16 protein-coding genes are annotated in these 18,559 nt (G+C 65.5%); 7 read left to right on the plus strand and 9 right to left on the minus strand.

What is annotated here, in order from left to right; all coding sequences use genetic code 11:
• The first annotated feature begins 123 nt into the window (after window positions 1-123).
• The gene (locus tag BJG93_RS11250; RefSeq protein ID WP_027198355.1) at window positions 124-741 is read left to right on the plus strand and encodes a Maf-like protein; all 618 of its coding nucleotides are present in this window, start codon (window positions 124-126) and stop codon (window positions 739-741) included.
• The gene (locus BJG93_RS11255) at window positions 738-1,457 is read left to right on the plus strand and encodes an SAM-dependent methyltransferase (RefSeq protein ID WP_027198356.1); all 720 of its coding nucleotides are present in this window, start codon (window positions 738-740) and stop codon (window positions 1,455-1,457) included. The genes BJG93_RS11250 and BJG93_RS11255 overlap by 4 nt, the downstream gene beginning before the upstream one ends.
• A gap of 112 nt (window positions 1,458-1,569) precedes the next feature.
• Here the strand turns inward: BJG93_RS11255 and BJG93_RS11260 are convergent, their stop codons facing one another.
• From BJG93_RS11260 to BJG93_RS11275, 4 genes are read right to left on the minus strand one after another with little or no spacing between them, the layout of a single operon-like run.
• The gene (locus tag BJG93_RS11260) at window positions 1,570-2,571 is read right to left on the minus strand and encodes a S49 family peptidase (RefSeq protein ID WP_027198357.1); all 1,002 of its coding nucleotides are present in this window, start codon (window positions 2,569-2,571) and stop codon (window positions 1,570-1,572) included.
• A 26-nt stretch (window positions 2,572-2,597) separates the two neighbouring features.
• A complete protein-coding gene (locus BJG93_RS11265) occupies window positions 2,598-3,014 on the minus strand; it encodes a Rieske (2Fe-2S) protein (RefSeq protein ID WP_027198358.1) in 417 nt (138 codons plus the stop codon).
• A complete protein-coding gene (locus BJG93_RS11270; protein WP_027198359.1) occupies window positions 3,011-3,670 on the minus strand; it encodes an HAD-IIIA family hydrolase in 660 nt (219 codons plus the stop codon). The genes BJG93_RS11265 and BJG93_RS11270 overlap by 4 nt, the downstream gene beginning before the upstream one ends.
• Window positions 3,663-4,712, minus strand: a complete 1,050-nt coding sequence (locus BJG93_RS11275; protein WP_027198360.1) for an RluA family pseudouridine synthase — start codon at window positions 4,710-4,712, stop codon at window positions 3,663-3,665. Before BJG93_RS11275 ends, BJG93_RS11270 begins: the two co-directional genes overlap by 8 nt.
• 736 nt (window positions 4,713-5,448) lie before the next feature.
• Here BJG93_RS11275 and BJG93_RS11280 point away from each other — a divergent pair.
• The 5 genes from BJG93_RS11280 (at window position 5,449) to BJG93_RS11300 (ending at window position 12,366) form a co-directional block, all read left to right on the plus strand.
• A complete protein-coding gene (locus tag BJG93_RS11280; RefSeq protein WP_027198361.1) occupies window positions 5,449-8,667 on the plus strand; it encodes an Rne/Rng family ribonuclease in 3,219 nt (1,072 codons plus the stop codon).
• A gap of 191 nt (window positions 8,668-8,858) precedes the next feature.
• Window positions 8,859-9,959: a GTP 3',8-cyclase MoaA gene (gene moaA, locus BJG93_RS11285; protein WP_027198362.1), complete on the plus strand. Its 1,101-nt coding sequence runs from the start codon at window positions 8,859-8,861 to the stop codon at window positions 9,957-9,959.
• 11 nt (window positions 9,960-9,970) lie between these two features.
• The gene (gene mobA, locus BJG93_RS11290) at window positions 9,971-10,597 is read left to right on the plus strand and encodes a molybdenum cofactor guanylyltransferase MobA (RefSeq protein WP_027198363.1); all 627 of its coding nucleotides are present in this window, start codon (window positions 9,971-9,973) and stop codon (window positions 10,595-10,597) included.
• Between the two features lie 61 nt (window positions 10,598-10,658).
• The gene (gene moeA, locus BJG93_RS11295) at window positions 10,659-11,975 is read left to right on the plus strand and encodes a molybdopterin molybdotransferase MoeA (RefSeq protein WP_027198364.1); all 1,317 of its coding nucleotides are present in this window, start codon (window positions 10,659-10,661) and stop codon (window positions 11,973-11,975) included.
• Between the two features lie 115 nt (window positions 11,976-12,090).
• Window positions 12,091-12,366 carry a hypothetical protein gene (locus BJG93_RS11300; RefSeq protein ID WP_027198365.1) on the plus strand — a complete coding sequence of 92 codons (276 nt, stop codon included), beginning with the start codon at window positions 12,091-12,093 and terminating at the stop codon, window positions 12,364-12,366.
• 54 nt (window positions 12,367-12,420) lie between these two features.
• On the opposite strand, the gene BJG93_RS11305 is transcribed toward BJG93_RS11300, so the two are convergent.
• The 5 genes from BJG93_RS11305 to pncB form a co-directional block, all read right to left on the minus strand.
• Window positions 12,421-13,869, minus strand: a complete 1,449-nt coding sequence (locus tag BJG93_RS11305) for a DNA recombination protein RmuC (protein ID WP_027198366.1) — start codon at window positions 13,867-13,869, stop codon at window positions 12,421-12,423.
• Window positions 13,866-14,855 (minus strand): 2-hydroxyacid dehydrogenase, encoded by a 990-nt coding sequence (locus BJG93_RS11310; protein WP_027198367.1) that lies wholly within the window; start codon window positions 14,853-14,855, stop codon window positions 13,866-13,868. Before BJG93_RS11310 ends, BJG93_RS11305 begins: the two co-directional genes overlap by 4 nt.
• A gap of 48 nt (window positions 14,856-14,903) precedes the next feature.
• On the minus strand, window positions 14,904-16,340 hold the full coding sequence (locus BJG93_RS11315; RefSeq protein ID WP_051374419.1) for a sodium:proton antiporter: 1,437 nt from the start codon (window positions 16,338-16,340) through the stop codon (window positions 14,904-14,906).
• 91 nt (window positions 16,341-16,431) lie between these two features.
• On the minus strand, window positions 16,432-17,094 hold the full coding sequence (locus tag BJG93_RS11320; protein WP_027198369.1) for a LutC/YkgG family protein: 663 nt from the start codon (window positions 17,092-17,094) through the stop codon (window positions 16,432-16,434).
• 185 nt (window positions 17,095-17,279) lie between these two features.
• Window positions 17,280-18,476, minus strand: coding sequence for a nicotinate phosphoribosyltransferase (gene pncB, locus BJG93_RS11325; protein WP_027198370.1), 1,197 nt, complete (start codon window positions 18,474-18,476; stop codon window positions 17,280-17,282).
• Window positions 18,477-18,559: the final 83 nt, after the last annotated feature.

Below are 18,559 nucleotides of genomic sequence, written 5' to 3' on the forward strand. Positions count from 1 at the left end.
AAGCATACCGTGAAAAGCCCAAAATCATATCCGTTTTGTCTTTTCGAGTCAAACACTTAAGCTCGTACCCGCGCGATGCTCGCGCGACCCCGTACGACCCGCCTCTCCCTTTGCCAGCAAACCATGTCTGACTCCTCTAAACGCACGCAACGCCTGATTCTCGCTTCGAGTTCGCGGTATCGCCGCGAGTTGCTCGAACGCCTGCGCGTGCCGTTCGACGTCATCGTGCCCGCGATCGACGAAACCCCGCTCGCCGGTGAAACGCCCGACGCAACCGCGCTGCGGCTCGCCGAAGCCAAGGCCCGCGCGGTCGCCCGAGGCCTCGCCGCCAACCAACGCGCGCTCGTGATCGGCGCTGACCAGGTCGCCACCTACGACGGCCTGCAAATCGGCAAACCCGGCACACACGACAAGGCGCTCGCACAATTGCAGGCGATGCGCGGCCGCGACGTGCTATTTCATAGCGCGCTGTGCCTGTTCGACAGCGCGACCGACTCCGCGCAAACCGTCGACGTGATCACCCGCGTGCGCTTTCGCAACCTGCCGGACACGGCGCTCGACGCTTACCTGCACGCCGAAACGCCGTACGACGTCGCCGGCAGCGCCAAATCCGAGGGTCTCGGCATCGCGCTGCTCGAAGCCATCCATTCCGACGACCCGACCGCGCTGGTCGGCCTGCCGCTGATCGCGCTGTCGCATATGCTGCTCGCGGCCCACTACCCGCTTCTGGATGCACGATGACCGGCACGCTCTATCTGATTCCGAACACGCTCGGCGAAGGCGACGCGAGCGCGCTCGATCTGGTGCTGCCCGCGCCCGTGCGCGCCCGCGCGGCGTCGCTGCACTATTACATTGGCGAAAACGCGAAAACCACGCGCGCGTTCCTGAAGAAAGTCGGCACCGAGCGGCCGATTCAGGAAATCGAAATCCGCGAACTGAACGTCAACACGCCGGCCGGCGAGATCGACAAGCTACTTGCGCCGCTGCTCTCGGGGACCGATGCGGGCCTCGTCTCGGAGGCCGGCTGCCCGGCAGTCGCGGATCCTGGCGCGTTGCTCGTGCGGCGCGCGCACGAGCGCCGCGTGAAGGTCGTGCCACTGGTCGGGCCGAGTTCGATTTTGCTCGCGCTGATGGCGTCGGGGCTGAATGGCCAGAGCTTCACATTTCACGGCTATCTGCCCGTCGACGCCGCCGAGCGCGCCAGACGTCTGCGCGATCTCGAACAACACTCGCGTAAGAACAGGCAAACGCAGATCTTCATCGAAACACCGTATCGGAATCGTGCGCTGCTCGACACACTGCTCGCGACCTGCGCGCCGTCGACGCTCATCTGCGTCGCCGTCGATCTCACGCTGCCAAGCGAAATGATCGCGAGCCGGAGCGTTGCCGACTGGAAAAAGAAGCCCGACATAGACCTGCATAAGCGGCCGGCGATCTTTCTAATTCTGGCGGCCTGAGCGCGGTCACCGGCCGCCACCGAGGACCAAGCCCCAAACCCGCGCGCAAAGAGAAAGTCCGTGAGGTCGGCCGAGCCGGCCGCCGCACGGCAGTTCCTCTATCGCTGCGAGTTCAATGCAGACGCGTATTCGCGCCGAGCGCCATTGCCCGCAGCGCTCCCGCACTGACCGCGGCGCCGAATTTGCGGGCTACACGGTCCGTGATGCTCTCTTTTACCGTGTAGTCGATGATGTCCGGCGCCTTGAAGATCTCGCGCGCGACGTAATCGGCATCGCCGAAACCGTCGGCGAGACCCATCTCGACGCTCTTCTGTCCGGTCCAGAACAGACCCGAGAACATGTCCGGCGTTTCGTGCAGACGCTTGCCGCGCCCTTGACGCACCGCGTCGATGAACTGCGCATGGATCTGATCGAGCACATTCTGCGCGTGCTCGTCCATCTTCGACGTTTCAGGAGAGAAAGGGTCGAAAAAGCCCTTGTTCTCGCCCGATGTGTGCAACCGGCGCTGAATGCCCAGCTTATCCATGAGGCCGGTGAAACCGAAGCCGTCCATCAGTACGCCGATCGAACCGACGATGCTCGCCTTGCTGACATAGATCTTTTCCGCGGCCGCGGCCGCGTAGTAGCCACCCGATGCGCACATATCGCCGACTACGACGTATAACGGTATTGACGAGTATTTGCCGCGCAAGCGCCGTATTTCGCTGTTAATCATGCTTGCCTGCACCGGACTACCGCCTGGGCTGTTGCAATAGAGAATCACGCCGGCGGTATCGGAATCTTCGAACGCGGAATCGAGTGCGGTGTTGACGTCCTGCGCGTTCGCGTTCGTGTCGGTGGCTATCTCACCGTCGAGCGAGACCATCGCCGTATGACGGCCAGTCGTGGCGACCCGCTGGCCGGAGAAGCTCAGCGCACCCCACATTGCCAAAGCTAGTAAGGCCAGCAACACGAAGCGGAAGAAAATGCGCCACCGCCGCGCGGCGCGTTGCTCGCTGATCGCAGCCAGTGCGATGCGTTCAAGCGCGGCCCGCTCCCAGCCCGGTTCGTCGGCCGGCGCACGGGGGCGGCCGGCCGGAGCCGGATCCTTTTCGGGGGTCAAGTTGTCGGGCATGCGAAGAGTGGAAGATAGAAAGAAAATCAGCGCGTGACTGGCAACAATTCGCCGTCGGGTATCCAGAATACAGCACGGCCCTCGGATGTATCGCGTTCCTCCACCTGCAACCGACGCAACCGGCCCCCACGGCACGGACCACCCACGCATTTGCCGGTATCCGGCTCGTAAATCGCGCCATGTGTCGCACACATCAAGTATAAACCCGACGATTCGAAGAACTGCCCCTCCTGCCAGTCCAATTCCATCGGTACATGAGCGCAGCGATTCAAATAGCCATGAGCGCAGCCGTCATATCGGACGAAAAACACCACGACGTCCTGCCCGCCAAGCTGGGCGTCGCGCCGGATGCCGTCGCCTCCGTCGACCAGCTCGTCGCCCGCGCAAATGCGCACGCCGAGCACGGCGGCAGCAGTAGAGGTGCCCACGCCGTCGCCGTTCATGCGTTCTCCCGCAGCCAGCCGGACAGATCGCTGACGCTGGACGCGACGAACTTCGGCGACATCGCATTGAGCGAATTCGCCGGATGCGCGCCATATGTCACGCCGATGCCTGCCATGCCGGCGTTGAGCGCCATTTGCAGATCGTGGGTCGTATCGCCGATCATGACCGTGCGCGCCGCGGCTTGCCCCAATTCTCGCGTGAGCTCGTGCAGCATTGCCGGATGCGGCTTCGAGAAGGTTTCGTCAGCGCAGCGGGTGCCATCGAACAAGCTCGTTACGCGCGCCTGATCGAGCGCACGATTGAGCCCGACGCGGCTCTTTCCTGTCGCGACTGCGAGCAGATAGCCGACATCGCGCAATTCCTGAAGCATCTCGCGCACGCCGGGGAATAGTTCGGTGGTCTGGTCTTTTACCAGGAAATGAAAGCGGTAACGCTCGGAAAGCCGCGGATAGTCGACCGGATCGAGCGTCGGCGCGGCAATCTGCAGTGCGTCGCGCAGGCCGAGGCCGATTACGTAGCTAGCGGCTTCGTCGGCGGGTACCGGCAGGCCGAGGTCGCGGCACGCCGCCTGGATGCTCCGCGTAATATGCAGGGTCGAATCCATCAGCGTGCCGTCCCAGTCAAACACGATCAAATCATATTGTTCTCTAGCCATGCACGGTCGTCTCCGGGTTGGACCCAGCGCGTAGTTCGTTGAGTTGTTCGATAAAGCCGCGGCAGTCGGCCGGCAGCGGCGCGTCCAGCTGTAGAGGCGACCCGGTGGCCGGGTGCGTGAGCTTGAGCCGGTAAGCGTGCAGAAACATACGTTTGATGCCCGGCTTCGCGTTGGCGCGCGCCAGCGCCTTGTTCAAGGCGAAATCGCCGTATTTGGCGTCGCCCACGATCGGGAGTGCCAGATGTTGCAGATGCACCCGGATCTGGTGCGTGCGCCCCGTCTTCAGTTCGGCCTCGAGCAGCGCGTAGTTTTGCCAGCGGTCGACCAGGCTGAAGATCGTATGGGAAGCGAGGCCATCGGCCTGCACGCGCACGCGGCGCTCGCCGTCGGCGGTCAGATACTTGTGCAGCGGCTCCTTCACCGCGCGGCGGCGGCCCCAGTCGCTCGCCCATTCACCGTGCACGCACGCGTAATAGCGCTTGTCCATCCGGTTGTCGCGAATCTGCTCATGCAGATTGACGAGTGCCGCGCGCTTCTTCGCGAGCATCAGGATGCCCGAGGTCTCGCGATCCAGCCGGTGCACGAGTTCGAGGAATTTCGCCTGTGGCCGCGCCTCGCGCATCTGCTCGATCACCCCGAACGCGACACCGCTGCCGCCGTGGACTGCGACGCCGGCCGGCTTGTCGATCACAAGCAGGTGCTCGTCTTCGAACAGGATGTGAAAGCCGGCCGCGGGCACGGGCACGTGGGCTGCAGCCTGATTCGGCTGGGCGACGCGAATGGGCGGCACGCGCACCAGATCGCCCGGTTCGAGCCGGTATTGCGCATCGATCCGCCCCTTGTTCACGCGCACTTCACCGCTGCGCAGGATGCGATAGATATGGCTTTTCGGCACGCCCTTGCAGACACGCAACAGGAAGTTGTCGATGCGCTGACCGGCCGAGCTGTCGTCGATTTCGATCAGCGAAGCCTGCTCGCTTGAAACCGGCCCTTCGACCGCGCCTGCAACTAATCTCTGGGATGTTTTGCCTAACTCTTTCATTCTGAATATAATTTGCCCAGCGGTCCGCGACGGCCGGCGCTGTTCGCACAGTGTCCGGGATGCGGGTGGATTGCGCGAGCGCAAGCGATAAACCGTTATTTTACTTGCGCCGGGGTCTGGTTGCTCGCCCTGAAAATGAGATGCAACAAGTTGCACGCACGAAGTCAGCACCCGGCAGGGACGTCGCCCACAGGCGCGTTCGGTCAAGGTCGGCTTCGACGGTAACGGAATTTTGGTAAAAAAGAATTTAACTTTCAGCTTCGCGTTTCCGGGTGGTATGACGCCCTGCTGGACGAAGCTGCGAGTCGCGAAAATACGGCGTGCGCCCGAGGCGTCTTGTAGAAAGTGCAAGACTTGGCGACGTCAAAAGAAGGCGAGACACCCCCAGCAGGAAAAGACGCGCCGCCTGCGCGAACTTCCCGTTGCGGCATGACCGCGGACTTCGGCCCTTCGCCCGCGCGCCCGTTTTGGCGCGCCGGCTTCACAGGACGAGGACTGATGAAGGTCTGCTGGCTAAACGCGGCGTGTCAGGCCATGATTTGAAGCCGTGTTCGCATGTGCCCTGCGGCACCGTGCCCGTTGTTATCGGGCCGGGCCCTCTCAGGCAATTCTCCCGCCATCTTTCCCGCTCCAGCGTGCTTGTGAAAACACAATAAGACGCGGCACGCCTGCCTTCTCCGCTCTCGCGACTGACAACCGCGCAGCTGGGCCGGCGAGGCCGCTCTGGAGCCGTTCAATGAAACGAATGTTGTTCAATGCGACGCAGCAGGAAGAGCTGCGCGTCGCCATCGTCGATGGGCAAAAACTCATCGATATCGACATCGAAACCGCCGGCCGCGAACAGCGCAAAGGCAATATTTACAAGGGCATCATCACGCGCATCGAGCCGTCGCTCGAGGCCTGCTTCGTCAATTACGGCGAAGACCGTCACGGCTTCCTGCCGTTCAAGGAGGTCGCCCGCCAGTACTTCCGCGATGGCGTCGATATGCGTTCCGCACGCATTCAGGACGCCCTCAAGGAAGGTCAGGAACTGATCGTCCAGGTCGAAAAGGAAGAGCGCGGCAACAAGGGCGCAGCCCTGACCACGTTCATCTCGCTCGCCGGCCGCTATCTGGTGCTGATGCCGAATAACCCGCGTGGTGGCGGTGTGTCGCGCCGGATCGAAGGCGACGACCGTCAGGAACTGCGCGAAACCATGGCGCAACTGCAACTGCCGGAAGGCATGAGCATCATCGCGCGCACGGCGGGGATCGGCCGCAGCGCCGAAGAGCTGCAGTGGGACCTGAATTACCTGATGCAACTATGGCGCGCGATCGAAGCCGCATCGCAAAGCGGCACGGCCGGCCAGCCGATGCTGATCTATCTCGAATCGAGCCTCGTGATTCGCGCGATTCGCGATTACTTCCAGCCGGATATCGGCGAAATCCTCATCGACACGACCGAAATCCATGACCAGGCGCGCGCCTTCATGGACATCGTGATGCCGGACAACGTCGGCAAGGTGAAGCGCTACCACGACGACGTGCCGCTCTTTTCGCGCTTCCAGATCGAGCACCAGATCGAAACCGCGTACTCGCGGACCGTGCCGCTGCCGTCGGGCGGCGCGATCGTGATCGATCACACCGAGGCGCTCGTCGCGATCGACGTGAACTCGGCGCGCGCCACCAAAGGCGCGGACATCGAGGAAACGGCCGCGCGCACGAATCTCGAAGCCGCCGACGAAGTCGCCCGCCAGTTGCGTCTGCGCGATCTGGGCGGACTGATCGTGATCGACTTCATCGACATGGAATCGGCCAAGAGCCAGCGCGAAGTCGAACAGCGCCTGAAAGACGCGCTGAAGCACGACCGCGCCCGCGTGCAGATGGGCAAGATTTCGCGCTTTGGCCTGATGGAGCTGTCGCGTCAGCGTCTGCGTCCGGCCCTGTCCGAAGGCAGTCACGTTACGTGTCCGCGCTGTAACGGCACCGGTCACATCCGCGATACCGAATCGTCCGCGCTGCAAGTGATGCGGATCATTCAGGAAGAAGCGATGAAGGAAAACACCGCGGCGATCCACTGCCAGGTGCCGGTCGAAGTGACCGCCTTCCTGTTGAACGAGAAGCGCGCCGAAATCAACAAGATCGAGTCGCGCTTCAAGGTCAACGTCGTGCTGATCCCGAACAAGCACCTCGACACGCCGCACTACAAGCTCGAGCGTCTGCGTCACGACGACGTGCGCCTCGACGATCCGCGCGCATCGTGGAAGATGGCCGAAGAAGCGGCCCGCGAGCTCGAATCGGAAACCGGCTACAGCAAGCGCGCCGAGGAAGTGAAGCCGAAGCAGGAAGCGGCGGTCAAGGGCATCACGCCCGAGAAGCCGGCTCCGAGCGCGCCGGTCCGTCCGGTTGCAACCCCGGCTCCGCTCGCGGTGACGCCGGCCAGCGGCGGTTTCATCGGCTGGCTGAAGAATCTGTTCGGCATCCAGCCGGCTGCTCCAGCCCCCGCCGCGCCCGCTACGACCGACAAGCAGGCCCGTCCGCAACGCGGCGAGCGCACCGAGCGCGGTGAGCGCACGGGCGAGCGCGGCGGCGATCGCAACCGCAACCGCCGTGGCGGCGCGGGCGGCCGCGACGCCGCAGCGCGCGGCGAAGGCGTGAGCGGCGGCCGTCAGGCGCAAGCTCAGCAGCCGTCGCAGCGTCGCGAGGAACGCGAAGGCCGTGAGGCACGCGAGGGCCGCGCGCCGCGTGAACCGCGCGAGGTCCGAGAAGGCCGTGAACCGCGTGAGGCCCGTGAAGCACGTGAACCGCGTGAAGCACGTGAACCGCGCGAGGGTCGCGAACGCGACACCCGCGGTGTCGAACGCGCGGAGGCCGTCGAAGGCACGGCACGCGCCGAGCGTCAGGAACGCGGTGAGCGTCGCGAGCGCGCGGAACGCGTCGAGCGTGGCGAGCGTCGCAAGCCGCAGGCGGAAGCCGCCGCGGCGCTGACGCAAACCGACGCGCAAGCCGCCGACGAACTGGCGCGCAACCGCACCGAAGCGGTTGAAAACGGCGTGCCGGTCGATCAGGAAACGGTCGCACGTGACGGCGAAGAGCGCCGTCGTCGCCGTCGCGGCCGTCGTGGTGGCCGTCGCGAGCGTGAAGAGGACGTGAATGGCAACCTCGCGGCGGACGTCGCGGAAGCAGAAGGCGACAACGTTGCGGCGAGCGACGAAGCGCCGCTGCGCGCGAAGCAGCCGGTCGAGCCCACGCGCGAGGTCGGCGAAGCGAAGGACGTGACGCCGGTCGAGGTGGTGGTCGCCGCTGTCGCAACCGAAAGCGTCGTCGTGACCGAACTGCATGCGGCAGCCGAAACGCCGACTCTCGCTGCGGAAAATGCCGCGAAGACCGAAAAGATCGTGCCGGTCGAAGAGGCTCCGGTGGCGTCGATCGAACCGGTGGAAGCGACGATTGAAGCGCCGGCGCGAGCAGAGCAGGCCGCGCGCGAACCGGTCGCGCCGGTTGCTCCGGTCGAACCGGCCGCGCATGCCGAGTCACCGTCTGTCGAGCCGGCCGCGGCACTACAGCCGGCCGCCCCGACCGAACCGCAAACCGCTCCGGCGGCGCTCGACGTCGCGGCTCCAGCCACGATCGTCGAGACACCGGCAGGCGAGCCAGCACCGCAAGCCGAGATCGTCGAACCGCACCCGGTCGTCGCCACGGAACCCGCCGTGGTCGAACCGGCGCCCGTCGCTGCGGCCCCGCAGCCGGCTCCCGTGCGCAGCGCCACGCCCGCGGCATCGGCCGACGCATTGCAGCCGATCCTCGAGCAGGCCGGCTTGACCTGGGTAAACACCGACGCCGACAAGCTGCGCGCCGCGCAGGAAGCGGCGGCGCGGACGGTCAAGCCGCCGCGCGTGATCCGTGAGCGCAAGGCCCTGCCCGCAGTCGACAACACGCCGATGCAACAGGTCGAAACGATCAAGCGTCCGCAGTAAGCCGCGTCGTTGTCCGTGAAAAAGCCCGCCCTTTCCGGCGGGCTTTTTCTTTTGGCGGCCTTTCGTGGCCGCGGGCTGCGTCTTGCCGCTCCCCGTATACCCCGACAGCGTCCGCCGCACACCTGCCGCCGCGGGCATTTCCGATAGAATCAATCATCCGCTGTCCGTTCAAGCACCTGACGAAGCATTTCATGTCCCGACGCATCATCCCCGTTGCCGATCTCAGCGCGGCGCCGGTCATCACGGGCCCAGCGCAGACGCCTACCGGCGTGCTGCAGGATGCGCTCGCGCGTCCGTTGCGCGATCTGCGCATCTCGGTGACCGACCGTTGCAACTTCCGCTGCGTCTACTGCATGCCGCGCGCGGTATTCGACAAGGACTATGCGTTCCTGCCGCACAGCGCGCTGTTGAGCTTCGAAGAGATCGAGCGGCTCGCGCAGTCGTTCGTCGCGCATGGCGTGGAAAAAATTCGCCTGACCGGCGGCGAGCCGCTGCTGCGTAAGAACCTCGAATTCCTGATCGAGCGGCTCGCCCGGTTGACCACGCCCGCGGGCCGTCCGCTCGACCTCACGCTGACCACCAACGGGTCGCTGCTCGCGCGCAAGGTGCGCAGCTTGAAGGACGCCGGCCTCACGCGCGTGACGGTCAGCCTCGACGCGCTCGACGACGCGCTGTTTCGCCGCATGAACGACGCCGACTTCGCGGTCGCCGACGTGCTCGACGGCATCGCCGCCGCGCATGCGGCCGGGCTCGCGCCGGTCAAGGTGAACATGGTCGTCAAACACGGCACCAACGACGGTGAAATCCTGCCCATGGCGCGTCATTTCAAGGGCACGGGCTCGGTGCTGCGCTTCATCGAATACATGGACGTCGGCACCTCGAACGGCTGGAACATGACCGAAGTGCTGCCTTCCGCCGACGTCGTCACGCGCATCGCCGAGCATTTCCCGCTCGTCCCGCTCGAAGCGCACAGTGCCGCCGAAACCGCCCAGCGCTGGGGCTATGTGGACGGCGGCGGCGAGATCGGCGTCATTTCGAGCGTCACGCGCGCGTTCTGCGGCAACTGCACGCGCGCGCGTTTGTCGACCGAGGGCAAGCTGTACCTGTGCCTGTTCGCCTCGACCGGTCATGATCTGCGCGCGCTGTTGCGCGGCGGCGCGAGCGATGCCGAGATCGCCACCGCCATCGCCGAGATCTGGCAGGGCCGCGCCGACCGCTACTCGCAGCTGCGCGGCACCCAGCCGGGCGAGCCGGTGGGGCGGCGCGTCGAAATGTCTTACATCGGCGGCTGAGCCGCCAAAACATGTCCATTACCCGCGAACAGATCACCGGCCTCGTGCTCGCGGGCGGGCGTGGCGCGCGCATGGGCGGCGTCGACAAGGGGCTGCAGCCGCTTCATGGCCAAGCCCTCGCCGCTCACGTGCTGCGGCGCCTCGCGCCGCAGACCGGCGCGCTCGTGATCAGCGCGAACCGCCATCCCGACACCTATGCGGCGCTCGGCTTACCGTATCGCGCGACGCTGGTCGCCGACACGCTTCCCGACTTCCCCGGCCCGCTCGCCGGCATGCTCGCCGGATTGCGCGCCGCCGGCACGGCATACTTGCTGAGCGCGCCCTGCGATTCGCCGTGGCTGCCTGCCGACCTCGCCGCGCGCCTCGCGCATGCGCTCGACGCGAACGACGCCGACATCGCCACCGTCGCGACCGTCGACGCCCATGGCGAAACCTCGCTGCACCCGGTGTTCGCGCTGATGCGCAGCACCGCCGCAGACGACCTGGCAGCTTTTCTGGCCACCGGCGAGCGCAAGGTGCGCGCGTGGTACGCGCGCCACAAGACGGTCGAAGTCGTCTTTACCGACGAGCACGCGTTTTACAATGCCAACTCGTTACAAGAACTCGCCGACCTCGAACGTCACCGAGGCCCCGGCTGACATCCGCTCCGGCAGCACGGCAACAGCCGCGCCTGTCTCCGGTCGCGACGCCCCGCCATTCATGACCACGCTCAACGACTTTTCCCGCTGCGTCGCGCAGTACGATCCTCATGCGCTACCCGTCCCGGCCGCTCAGGCGATTGTCCGGCAGTGGGCGACGCCGGTCGCGGCCATCGAGCGCGTGGCGTTGCGCGATGCGCTCGAACGCGTGCTCGCCGCCGACATCGTGTCGCCGATCGACGTACCCGCGCACGACAACTCCGCGATGGACGGCTACGCGTTCAACCACGCGGCGCTCGCCGGCGCGATGCGAGGCGGCGCGAGCCGTGTCGAGCTGACGGTCGCCGGCAAGGCGCTCGCCGGCCATCCGTTCGCGGGCCGCGTCGCGGCAAAGCAGTGCGTGCGCGTGATGACGGGCGCCTGCATGCCCGCCGGCTGCGACACCGTCGTGCCGCAGGAACGGGTGGAGCGCGACAGCGCGGATTCACCGTCGATCCGCTTCGCGGCCAGCGCGATCGCGGCGGGCGCGAATTGCCGCCGCGCCGGCGAAGATCTCGCGCGCGGACACGTCGCGCTGCATGCCGGGCGCATCGTGCGCGCGTCGGACCTCGGTCTGCTCGCGTCGCTCGGAATCGGCGAAGTCAGCGTGCGGCGGCGTCTGCGCGTCGCGTTCTTGTCGACCGGCGATGAACTGCGCTCGCTCGGCGAACCGCTCGACGCCGGCTCGGTCTACGACAGCAACCGCTACACGCTGTTTGCGATGCTGCGTCGCCTGAACGTCGACATGCTCGATCTCGGCGTCGTGCGCGACGAGCCGGCCGCGCTCGAAGCCGCGCTGCGCAGTGGCGCGGCCAATGCCGACGTGGTGCTGACCTCGGGCGGCGTATCGGTCGGCGAAGCGGACTTCACGAAGCAACTGCTGCAGACCTTCGGGGACGTCGCCTTCTGGAGCCTCGCGATGCGCCCTGGCCGGCCGCTCGCGTTCGGCCGCCTGTGGTCCGGCGCACAGGCGGGACTCGGCAAACCTGCGCTATTCTTCGGGCTGCCCGGCAATCCGGTCGCCGTGATGGTGACGTTCTATCAGATCGTGCGCGAAGCGCTGCTGCTGATGGCCGGCGCGACGCCGCAGCCGCTGCCGGTGATTCACGCGACGAGCCGTGTGGCGATGGGCAAGCGCGCGGGCCGCACCGAATTCCAGCGCGGCATCGCCGAACAGGACGCGCACGGACACTGGCACGTGCGCCCGACCGGGTCGCAAAGCTCGGGCGTGCTGAGTTCGATGAGCGAAGCGAACTGCTTCATCGTGCTCGGGCACGACGAGGGCGACATCGACGTCGGCGAACGCGTGTCGATCATGCTGTTCGACGGTCTCATCTGACGTCACCCGCGGCGCATCTCACGCACATGGTCGGCATAAGATCGGCACCACACCCGCGCACCTCATCGACACTCCACCCACTATCACTACTACGACACACTGGGGTTTGACTTACATGAAAAAACAGATCTCGTTCATCGCACCCGGGCAGACGGCCAAAGCGCTGATCCTCGTGTATCTGACGTTCTCGGTGCCGATCGTGCTGCTCGGCGTCGTGGTCGCGTTCGTGCGCTATGGCTCGGTCGAGCTCAGCACGGTGTTCAGCGCGCTGCTGCTGAACGCGATCCTCGGCTTCGTGCTGTTGTGGATCGCGTGCCACGCATACAACTGGGTCGCGTCGCGCTTCGGTGGCATCGAGATCCATCTGGCCGACACACCGGAAGAAGCGTAATGCCCGCGACGATCCGCGCGGCCACGCCCGGCCCGAATTCCAGCGCCTCGCCCCTCATTGCTCGTCAGGCTCCTGGCCCGACAGCGCATCCCCGAGCAACCCGCTCGCCTCGTCGCCAGGTAACGCCTCGACGTCGCGCAGCTTGCGGTTCATCACGCGCGTGCGGGTTTCCGCAGCCTCGATAGAACGCGTGACGGTTTCGAGCTGCGCCTTGGTCTTCGCGAGCACGTCGCCGAATTTACCGAACTCCGTCTTCACCGCGCCGAGCACCTGCCAGACCTCGCTCGAACGCTTTTCGATCGCGAGCGTGCGGAAGCCCATCTGCAAGCTATTGAGCAACGCGGTCAACGTGGTCGGCCCCGCAATCGTCACGCGATAGTCGCGCTGTAGCAGGTCCGAGAGCCCCGGCCGGCGCAGCACCTCCGCGTATAGGCCTTCGGTCGGCAGGAACAGCAGCGCGAAGTCGGTCGTATGCGGCGGCGCCACGTACTTCTCCGCGATGGCGCGCGCCTCCGCGCGGATGCGCGCTTCGAGCGCGCGCGATGCTTCTTCGACCGCGACCGGTTCGGCGCGCTCCTGTGCTTCGATCAGCCGCTCGTAATCCTCGCGCGGGAATTTGGCGTCGATCGGCAGCCAGACCGGCGTATTCGCGCCGCCGGGCTCCGTGCGCCCCGGCAGCCGAATCGCGAACTCCACGCGATCGGCGCTCTTCGGCACCGTCGCGACGTTCTTCGCGTATTGATCGGGGGTCAGCAGCTGTTCGAGCAACGCTTCGAGCTGCACTTCGCCCCACGTGCCGCGCGTCTTCACGTTGGTCAGCACGCGCTTCAGATCGCCGACGCCGGCCGCCAGCGTCTGCATTTCGCCGAGGCCGCGATGCACCTGTTCGAGCCGGTCGGACACGAGCTTGAACGATTCGCCAAGACGCTGTTCGAGCGTCGCGTGCAGTTTTTCGTCGACGGTACGACGCATCTCCTCGAGCCGCGTTGCGTTGTTCGCCTCGATGTCCTTCAGACGCTGCTCGATCGTCGCGCGCACTTCGGCGAAGCGCCGGTCGTTCGCCTCGATCAGTTGCCCGAGTTGCAGGCTCAGCGTGTCGCCGAACTGCTTCAGTGAGCGGCCCTGCTCGTCGCGCGCCTGCTGCGCCTGTGCCTGCAGGCTGTGACGCACGGCGTCGAGCTGGTGCGCAAAGCCGTCGATCTTCCCGCCCTGCACCGTCGTCATGCTGCTGAACTGCGCGGCGAGCGTCTGCTGAAAATGCGCGAAGCCGCCGCTTTGCTCGGTGCGCGACACGCGCGCGGTCTCGGCGATGTCGTTGCGCAGCTGCCGCTCGAGCCGCTCGGCGGTATGCACCTGGGCGTCGACGACGGCATCGACGCGTTCGTTCAGCATCTCGAACTGCTCGTGCTGCGCCGTGCGGTCGTGACCGCGTAGCAGTAACGCCAGTGCGATCGCGAGAGCGACCGCCAGCACCGCGACGGCCGCCACCAGAATCATCGTCATGAACGCGCCTTGCCGAGCACGTCGGGGTTGATCGGATTGGGCGGTTGACCCGCGCGCGGTCCTACGCCGAGGCCGGCGATCAGGTTGTCCGCGGCGAGATTCGCCATCGCGCGGCGGGTGGCCTCGGTCGCGCTCGCAATGTGCGGCGTCAGTACGACGTTCGGCACGTCGAGCAACGCCGGATGCAGTTGCGGCTCGCCTTCGAACACATCGAGACCGGCCGACGCGATGCGCCTGTCACGCAGCGCGTCGGCCAATGCGGCATCGTCGACGATGCCGCCGCGCGCGATGTTCGTCAGCGTCGCGCTCGGCTTCATCAGCGCGAGTTCGGGCGCACCGATCGTGTGGTGATTGTCTTTCGTGTACGGCAGCACCAGCACGACGTGGTCGGCGCGCCGCAGCAGATCCTGCTTCGACACGTACTCCGCGTTCAGTTCGGCCTCGATTTGCGGCGCGACGCGCGAGCGGTTGTGATAGATGACCCGCATGTCGAAGCCCTGCGCGCGTCGCGCCAACGCCTGGCCGATGCGGCCCATGCCGATCACGCCGAGCGTCGAGCCGTACAGGTCGCTGCCGAGGAAGCCGTCATAACTCCACTTCTGCCAATGCCCGGCGCGCAGCCAGTGCTCCGCTTCGGCGATGCGGCGCGCGGCCGCCATCATCAGCGCCCAGCCGAAGTCGGCGGTCGATTCGTTCAGCACGTCCGGCGTATTGGTGCCGAGCACGTTCGCCGCGTTGAACGCGGCCATGTCGAAGTTGTTGTAGCCGACCGCCATATTCGACACGACGCGCAGACGCGGCGCCGCGGCGAGCACCCCCGCGTCGATCATGTCGCCGGCCGTCAACGCGCCGTCCTTGTCCGCGAGACGGCGCTTTAGCTCGTCGGCGGGCAACACGTCGCCCTCGTTCCAGTCGACGTCGAAGTACTGTTTCAGCCGGTCGATTACATCGGGAAAGATCGAACGGGCAACGAGGATTTTCTGCATTGCAAGTCTCCGTATCGCACGTCGAGGGATTGCCTCGGCGTTGCAGAGTCAGCGTCCAAAAAAGAGCCAGCCGGTCAGCGCGAACAGCGGCAGCAACACGGTGCCGGACCACCCCAGATAGGCGAAAAAACTCGGCATGCGCACACCGCGCGATTGCGCCATGGCCTTCACCATGAAGTTCGGCGCGTTGCCAATATAGGTGTTCGCGCCCATGAACACGGCACCGGCCGAAACCGCCGCGAGCGTGGTCGCGCCGGTGGCCATCAACGTCTGCGCGTCGCCGCCGGCCAGGTTGAAGAACACGAGGTAGGTCGGCGCGTTGTCGAGAAACGAAGATAGCAGGCCGGTGGCCCAGAAGTACATGATGTCGCGCGGCTCGCCAGCCGGGTCGTTGACCAGATGAACGACGCCCGCGAACGCGCCGGCTTGTCCCGCGCGCAGGATCATGATGACCGGCACGATCGTCACGAAGATGCCGGCGAACAGTTTGGCCACTTCCTCGATCGGCGCCCAGTTGAAGTCGTTGCCCGCGCGGGCCGCGCGCGGCGTCAAGGCGAGCGACAGCAGCGTGACGACGATCAGCGCTACGTCGCGCACGGTGTTTTGCAACTCGACGTGCGTGCCGAACACGTCGAACGCGACGTGCGGGCGCCACAATCCGCTCATCAGCACGAGCGCGATCACCGCGGCGAGCAGCACAAGATTGATCTTGCCGTCGATACCGAGCGGCGCGCCACTGGGCGTCGGATCGAGGAACGCTGAACGCACCTCTTCGCGCCGGTGAAAGTAGTACGAGTCGAGCGCAAAGAAAGCGGCGAGCAGCATGCCGCTCACGAACAGCATCGGTAGCGCGAGATGCGTGGTGGTCCAGAAAAAGCTCACGCCTTCGAGGAAGCCGAGGAACAGCGGCGGATCGCCGAGCGGCGACAGCGCGCCCCCGATGTTCGCGACGAGGAAGATGAAGAACACGACCACGTGGGTCACGTGGCGGCGATTGTCGTTTGCGCGCAGCAACGGGCGGATCAGCAGCATCGCAGCGCCGGTCGTCCCCATCACGCTCGCGAGCAGGGTGCCGAGCGCGAGAATCGCGGTGTTCAGGCGCGGCGTGCCACGCAGGTTGCCGCGCACGCAGATTCCGCCCGCGACGGTATATAGCGCGGTCAGCAGGATGATGAACGGGATGTACTCGTCGAGCATCGCATGCGCGAGTGCGCCGAGCGCCGCGTTCGCGCCGAAGCTTACGGCAAACGGCGCGATGAAGGCGAGCGCCCACGCCGCGGCGATCTTGCCGAAGTGGTGATGCCAGAGGGCGGGCGCGATCAGCGGAACGATCGCGATCGACAGCAGCATACCCGCGAAGGGCAAGCCCCACAGCGCCGACAAACGCGCGCCGTCGAGCGTCGCGGCCTGCGCTGACGGCGAGCACAGCGCGGCCATCGAGGCAACGGCGAGCCACAGGCCCGCGCGGCCAGCCCGCGAATTCATGCCGATACAGGCCGCGCGACGGCTTGCAACCGCACACTCGACAGATACCGTGTGTGTCGCGTATGCGTTAGCTCGCCGCCGCGCGACGCGTTCAAGCATCCTGCACGACGACCACATGCACCCGGTAAGGGCCATGCGCGCCCAGCACGATGGTCTGCTCGATGTCGCCGGTGCGCGATGGCCCCGACACGAAATTAACCGCGCGCGGCAGCTCGCCACGTTCCTTGCGGATCAGGTCGAGCGCCTCTTCATGACCCGCGACGATGCGTGAGCCCGGCACGATCGCGATGTGCGTCTCCGGCAGCAGTCCTGCCGACGCATACGTCTCGGGACCCGACAGCAACACGAGCGTGCCGGTCTCCGCGGTCGCGCAGAAGCAGCCGGTGAGGCCGACCACGTCATTGTCTTGCGGTTTGCGAAATTCGACGGCAAGGCCGGCTTCGGCCCACGGCAGATCGCGCAGCGTTTGCCACGCGATGGCCTGCAACGGCAAGCCGTGCTGCGTCAGATAGCGATGCGCGGCGGCGGGTACATCGGCGAGGGCTTGAACGGTGTCGACGGTGGTCGCCAGTTTCTGTGCTTCTTCGATGAAGCGCGCGCGCAGATCGGCGGGCATCTCCGGACGCGGACCTGCTGGATGACGCGCGAGATAGTCCGCCGCGGCTTCGCGCTCGGCGGCGCTCGGCTCGGGCTCGCGCCCTTGCGCGGCGCGGATGCGCGCCAGGATGTTGCGGCGGGCAATCGATGTGTCCATGGGCGAAATCCTCGTGTCGACGGCCGTGCGATATGGCGAGGATTATACCGGCCGCCCTCCACGCGAACAGCCTGGCCGAACGGCATATTGCCGCCAGTCGACAGCACAGCGACACTGTTCGTCACGCCCCCGAATGCGAGCAGACCATGAACTGGCAAGGAACTGAAATCAGGCCGCGAAGCGCGCTACTTCGCCGCTTCTTCTGCCGACTGCGCGATGCCGAACACCTGTCGCAGATACGCGAGATATGCCTTGTCCTCGCACATGTTCTTGCCCGGCGAGTCCGACAATTTGGCGACCGGCTGACCGTTGCAACGAACCATCTTGATCACGATCTGCAGCGGGTTGTAGCCGAGGTCGTTGGTCAGATTGGTGCCCACGCCGAACGCGAGCTTGCAGCGGCCGCGGAAGCGCTCGTAGAGTTGCAGCACCTTCGGGATGTCGAGCGCGTCGGAGAACACGAGGACCTTCGTGCGCGGATCACAGCGATTCGCCTCGTAGTGTTCGAGCAGTCGCTCGCCCCAGTCGAAGGGATCGCCGGAATCGTGGCGAGCGCCGTCGAACAGTTTGCAGAAGTACATGTCGAAGTCGCGCAGGAACGCCTGCATGCCGTAGACGTCGGAGAGCGCAATTCCGAGGTCGCCGCGATATTCCTTCGCCCACATCTCGAAGCCGAAGATCTGCGAGTCGCGCAGCCGCGGACCGAGCGCCTGGCAAGCCTGCAGGTACTCGTGCGCCATCGTGCCGAGCGGTGTCAGGCTGTGCTTCATCGCGTAAAAGACGTTGCTCGTGCCGGCGAACTGCTCGCCGAGGCCGTCCTTCAGCGTGAGGATCACCTCCTCGTGCCATTGCTTCGAGAAACGGCGGCGCGTGCCGTAATCGGCGATCTTGCAGTCGGCGAACTCCGGACGAGCGCCCAGCAGTTGAATCTTGTCGAGCAGACGGACGCGGCCCACGTGATAGTCGGGCGTTTGCTGGGTGTTGCGGAAATACACTTCGTTGACGATCGCGAGCACCGGGATCTCGAAGAGGATCGTATGCAGCCACGGCCCTTTGATGTCGATGTCGATTTCGCCATTGCCTTTCGCCGACGGCGTGATCGAAATGTACTTCTCGTTCAGATGGAACAGCGCGAGAAACTCGATGAAGTCGCCCTTGATGAAGCGCATGCGCCGCAGGTAGTCGAGTTCGTCGTCGGTGAAACGCAGTTCGCAGAGCTTGCGCACTTCGTCGCGAATCTCGTCGATGTACGGCACCAGATCGACGTTCGTCGTGCGGCAGCGGAAGCGGTACTCCACGTTCGCGGCGGGGAAGTGATGCAACACCACCTGCATCATCGTGAACTTGTACAGATCGGTATCGAGCAGCGAAGTAATAATCATGATGGTGCGAACTGGACCGCTGAAAAAACGAAAAAGGGCTCACGGCACCCTTGCAACCGACGCGCTGAGCGAGCGGCGCGCCA

Origin of the sequence: Paraburkholderia sprentiae WSM5005 (assembly GCF_001865575.2) — a bacterium.
GTDB lineage: Bacteria > Pseudomonadota > Gammaproteobacteria > Burkholderiales > Burkholderiaceae > Paraburkholderia > Paraburkholderia sprentiae.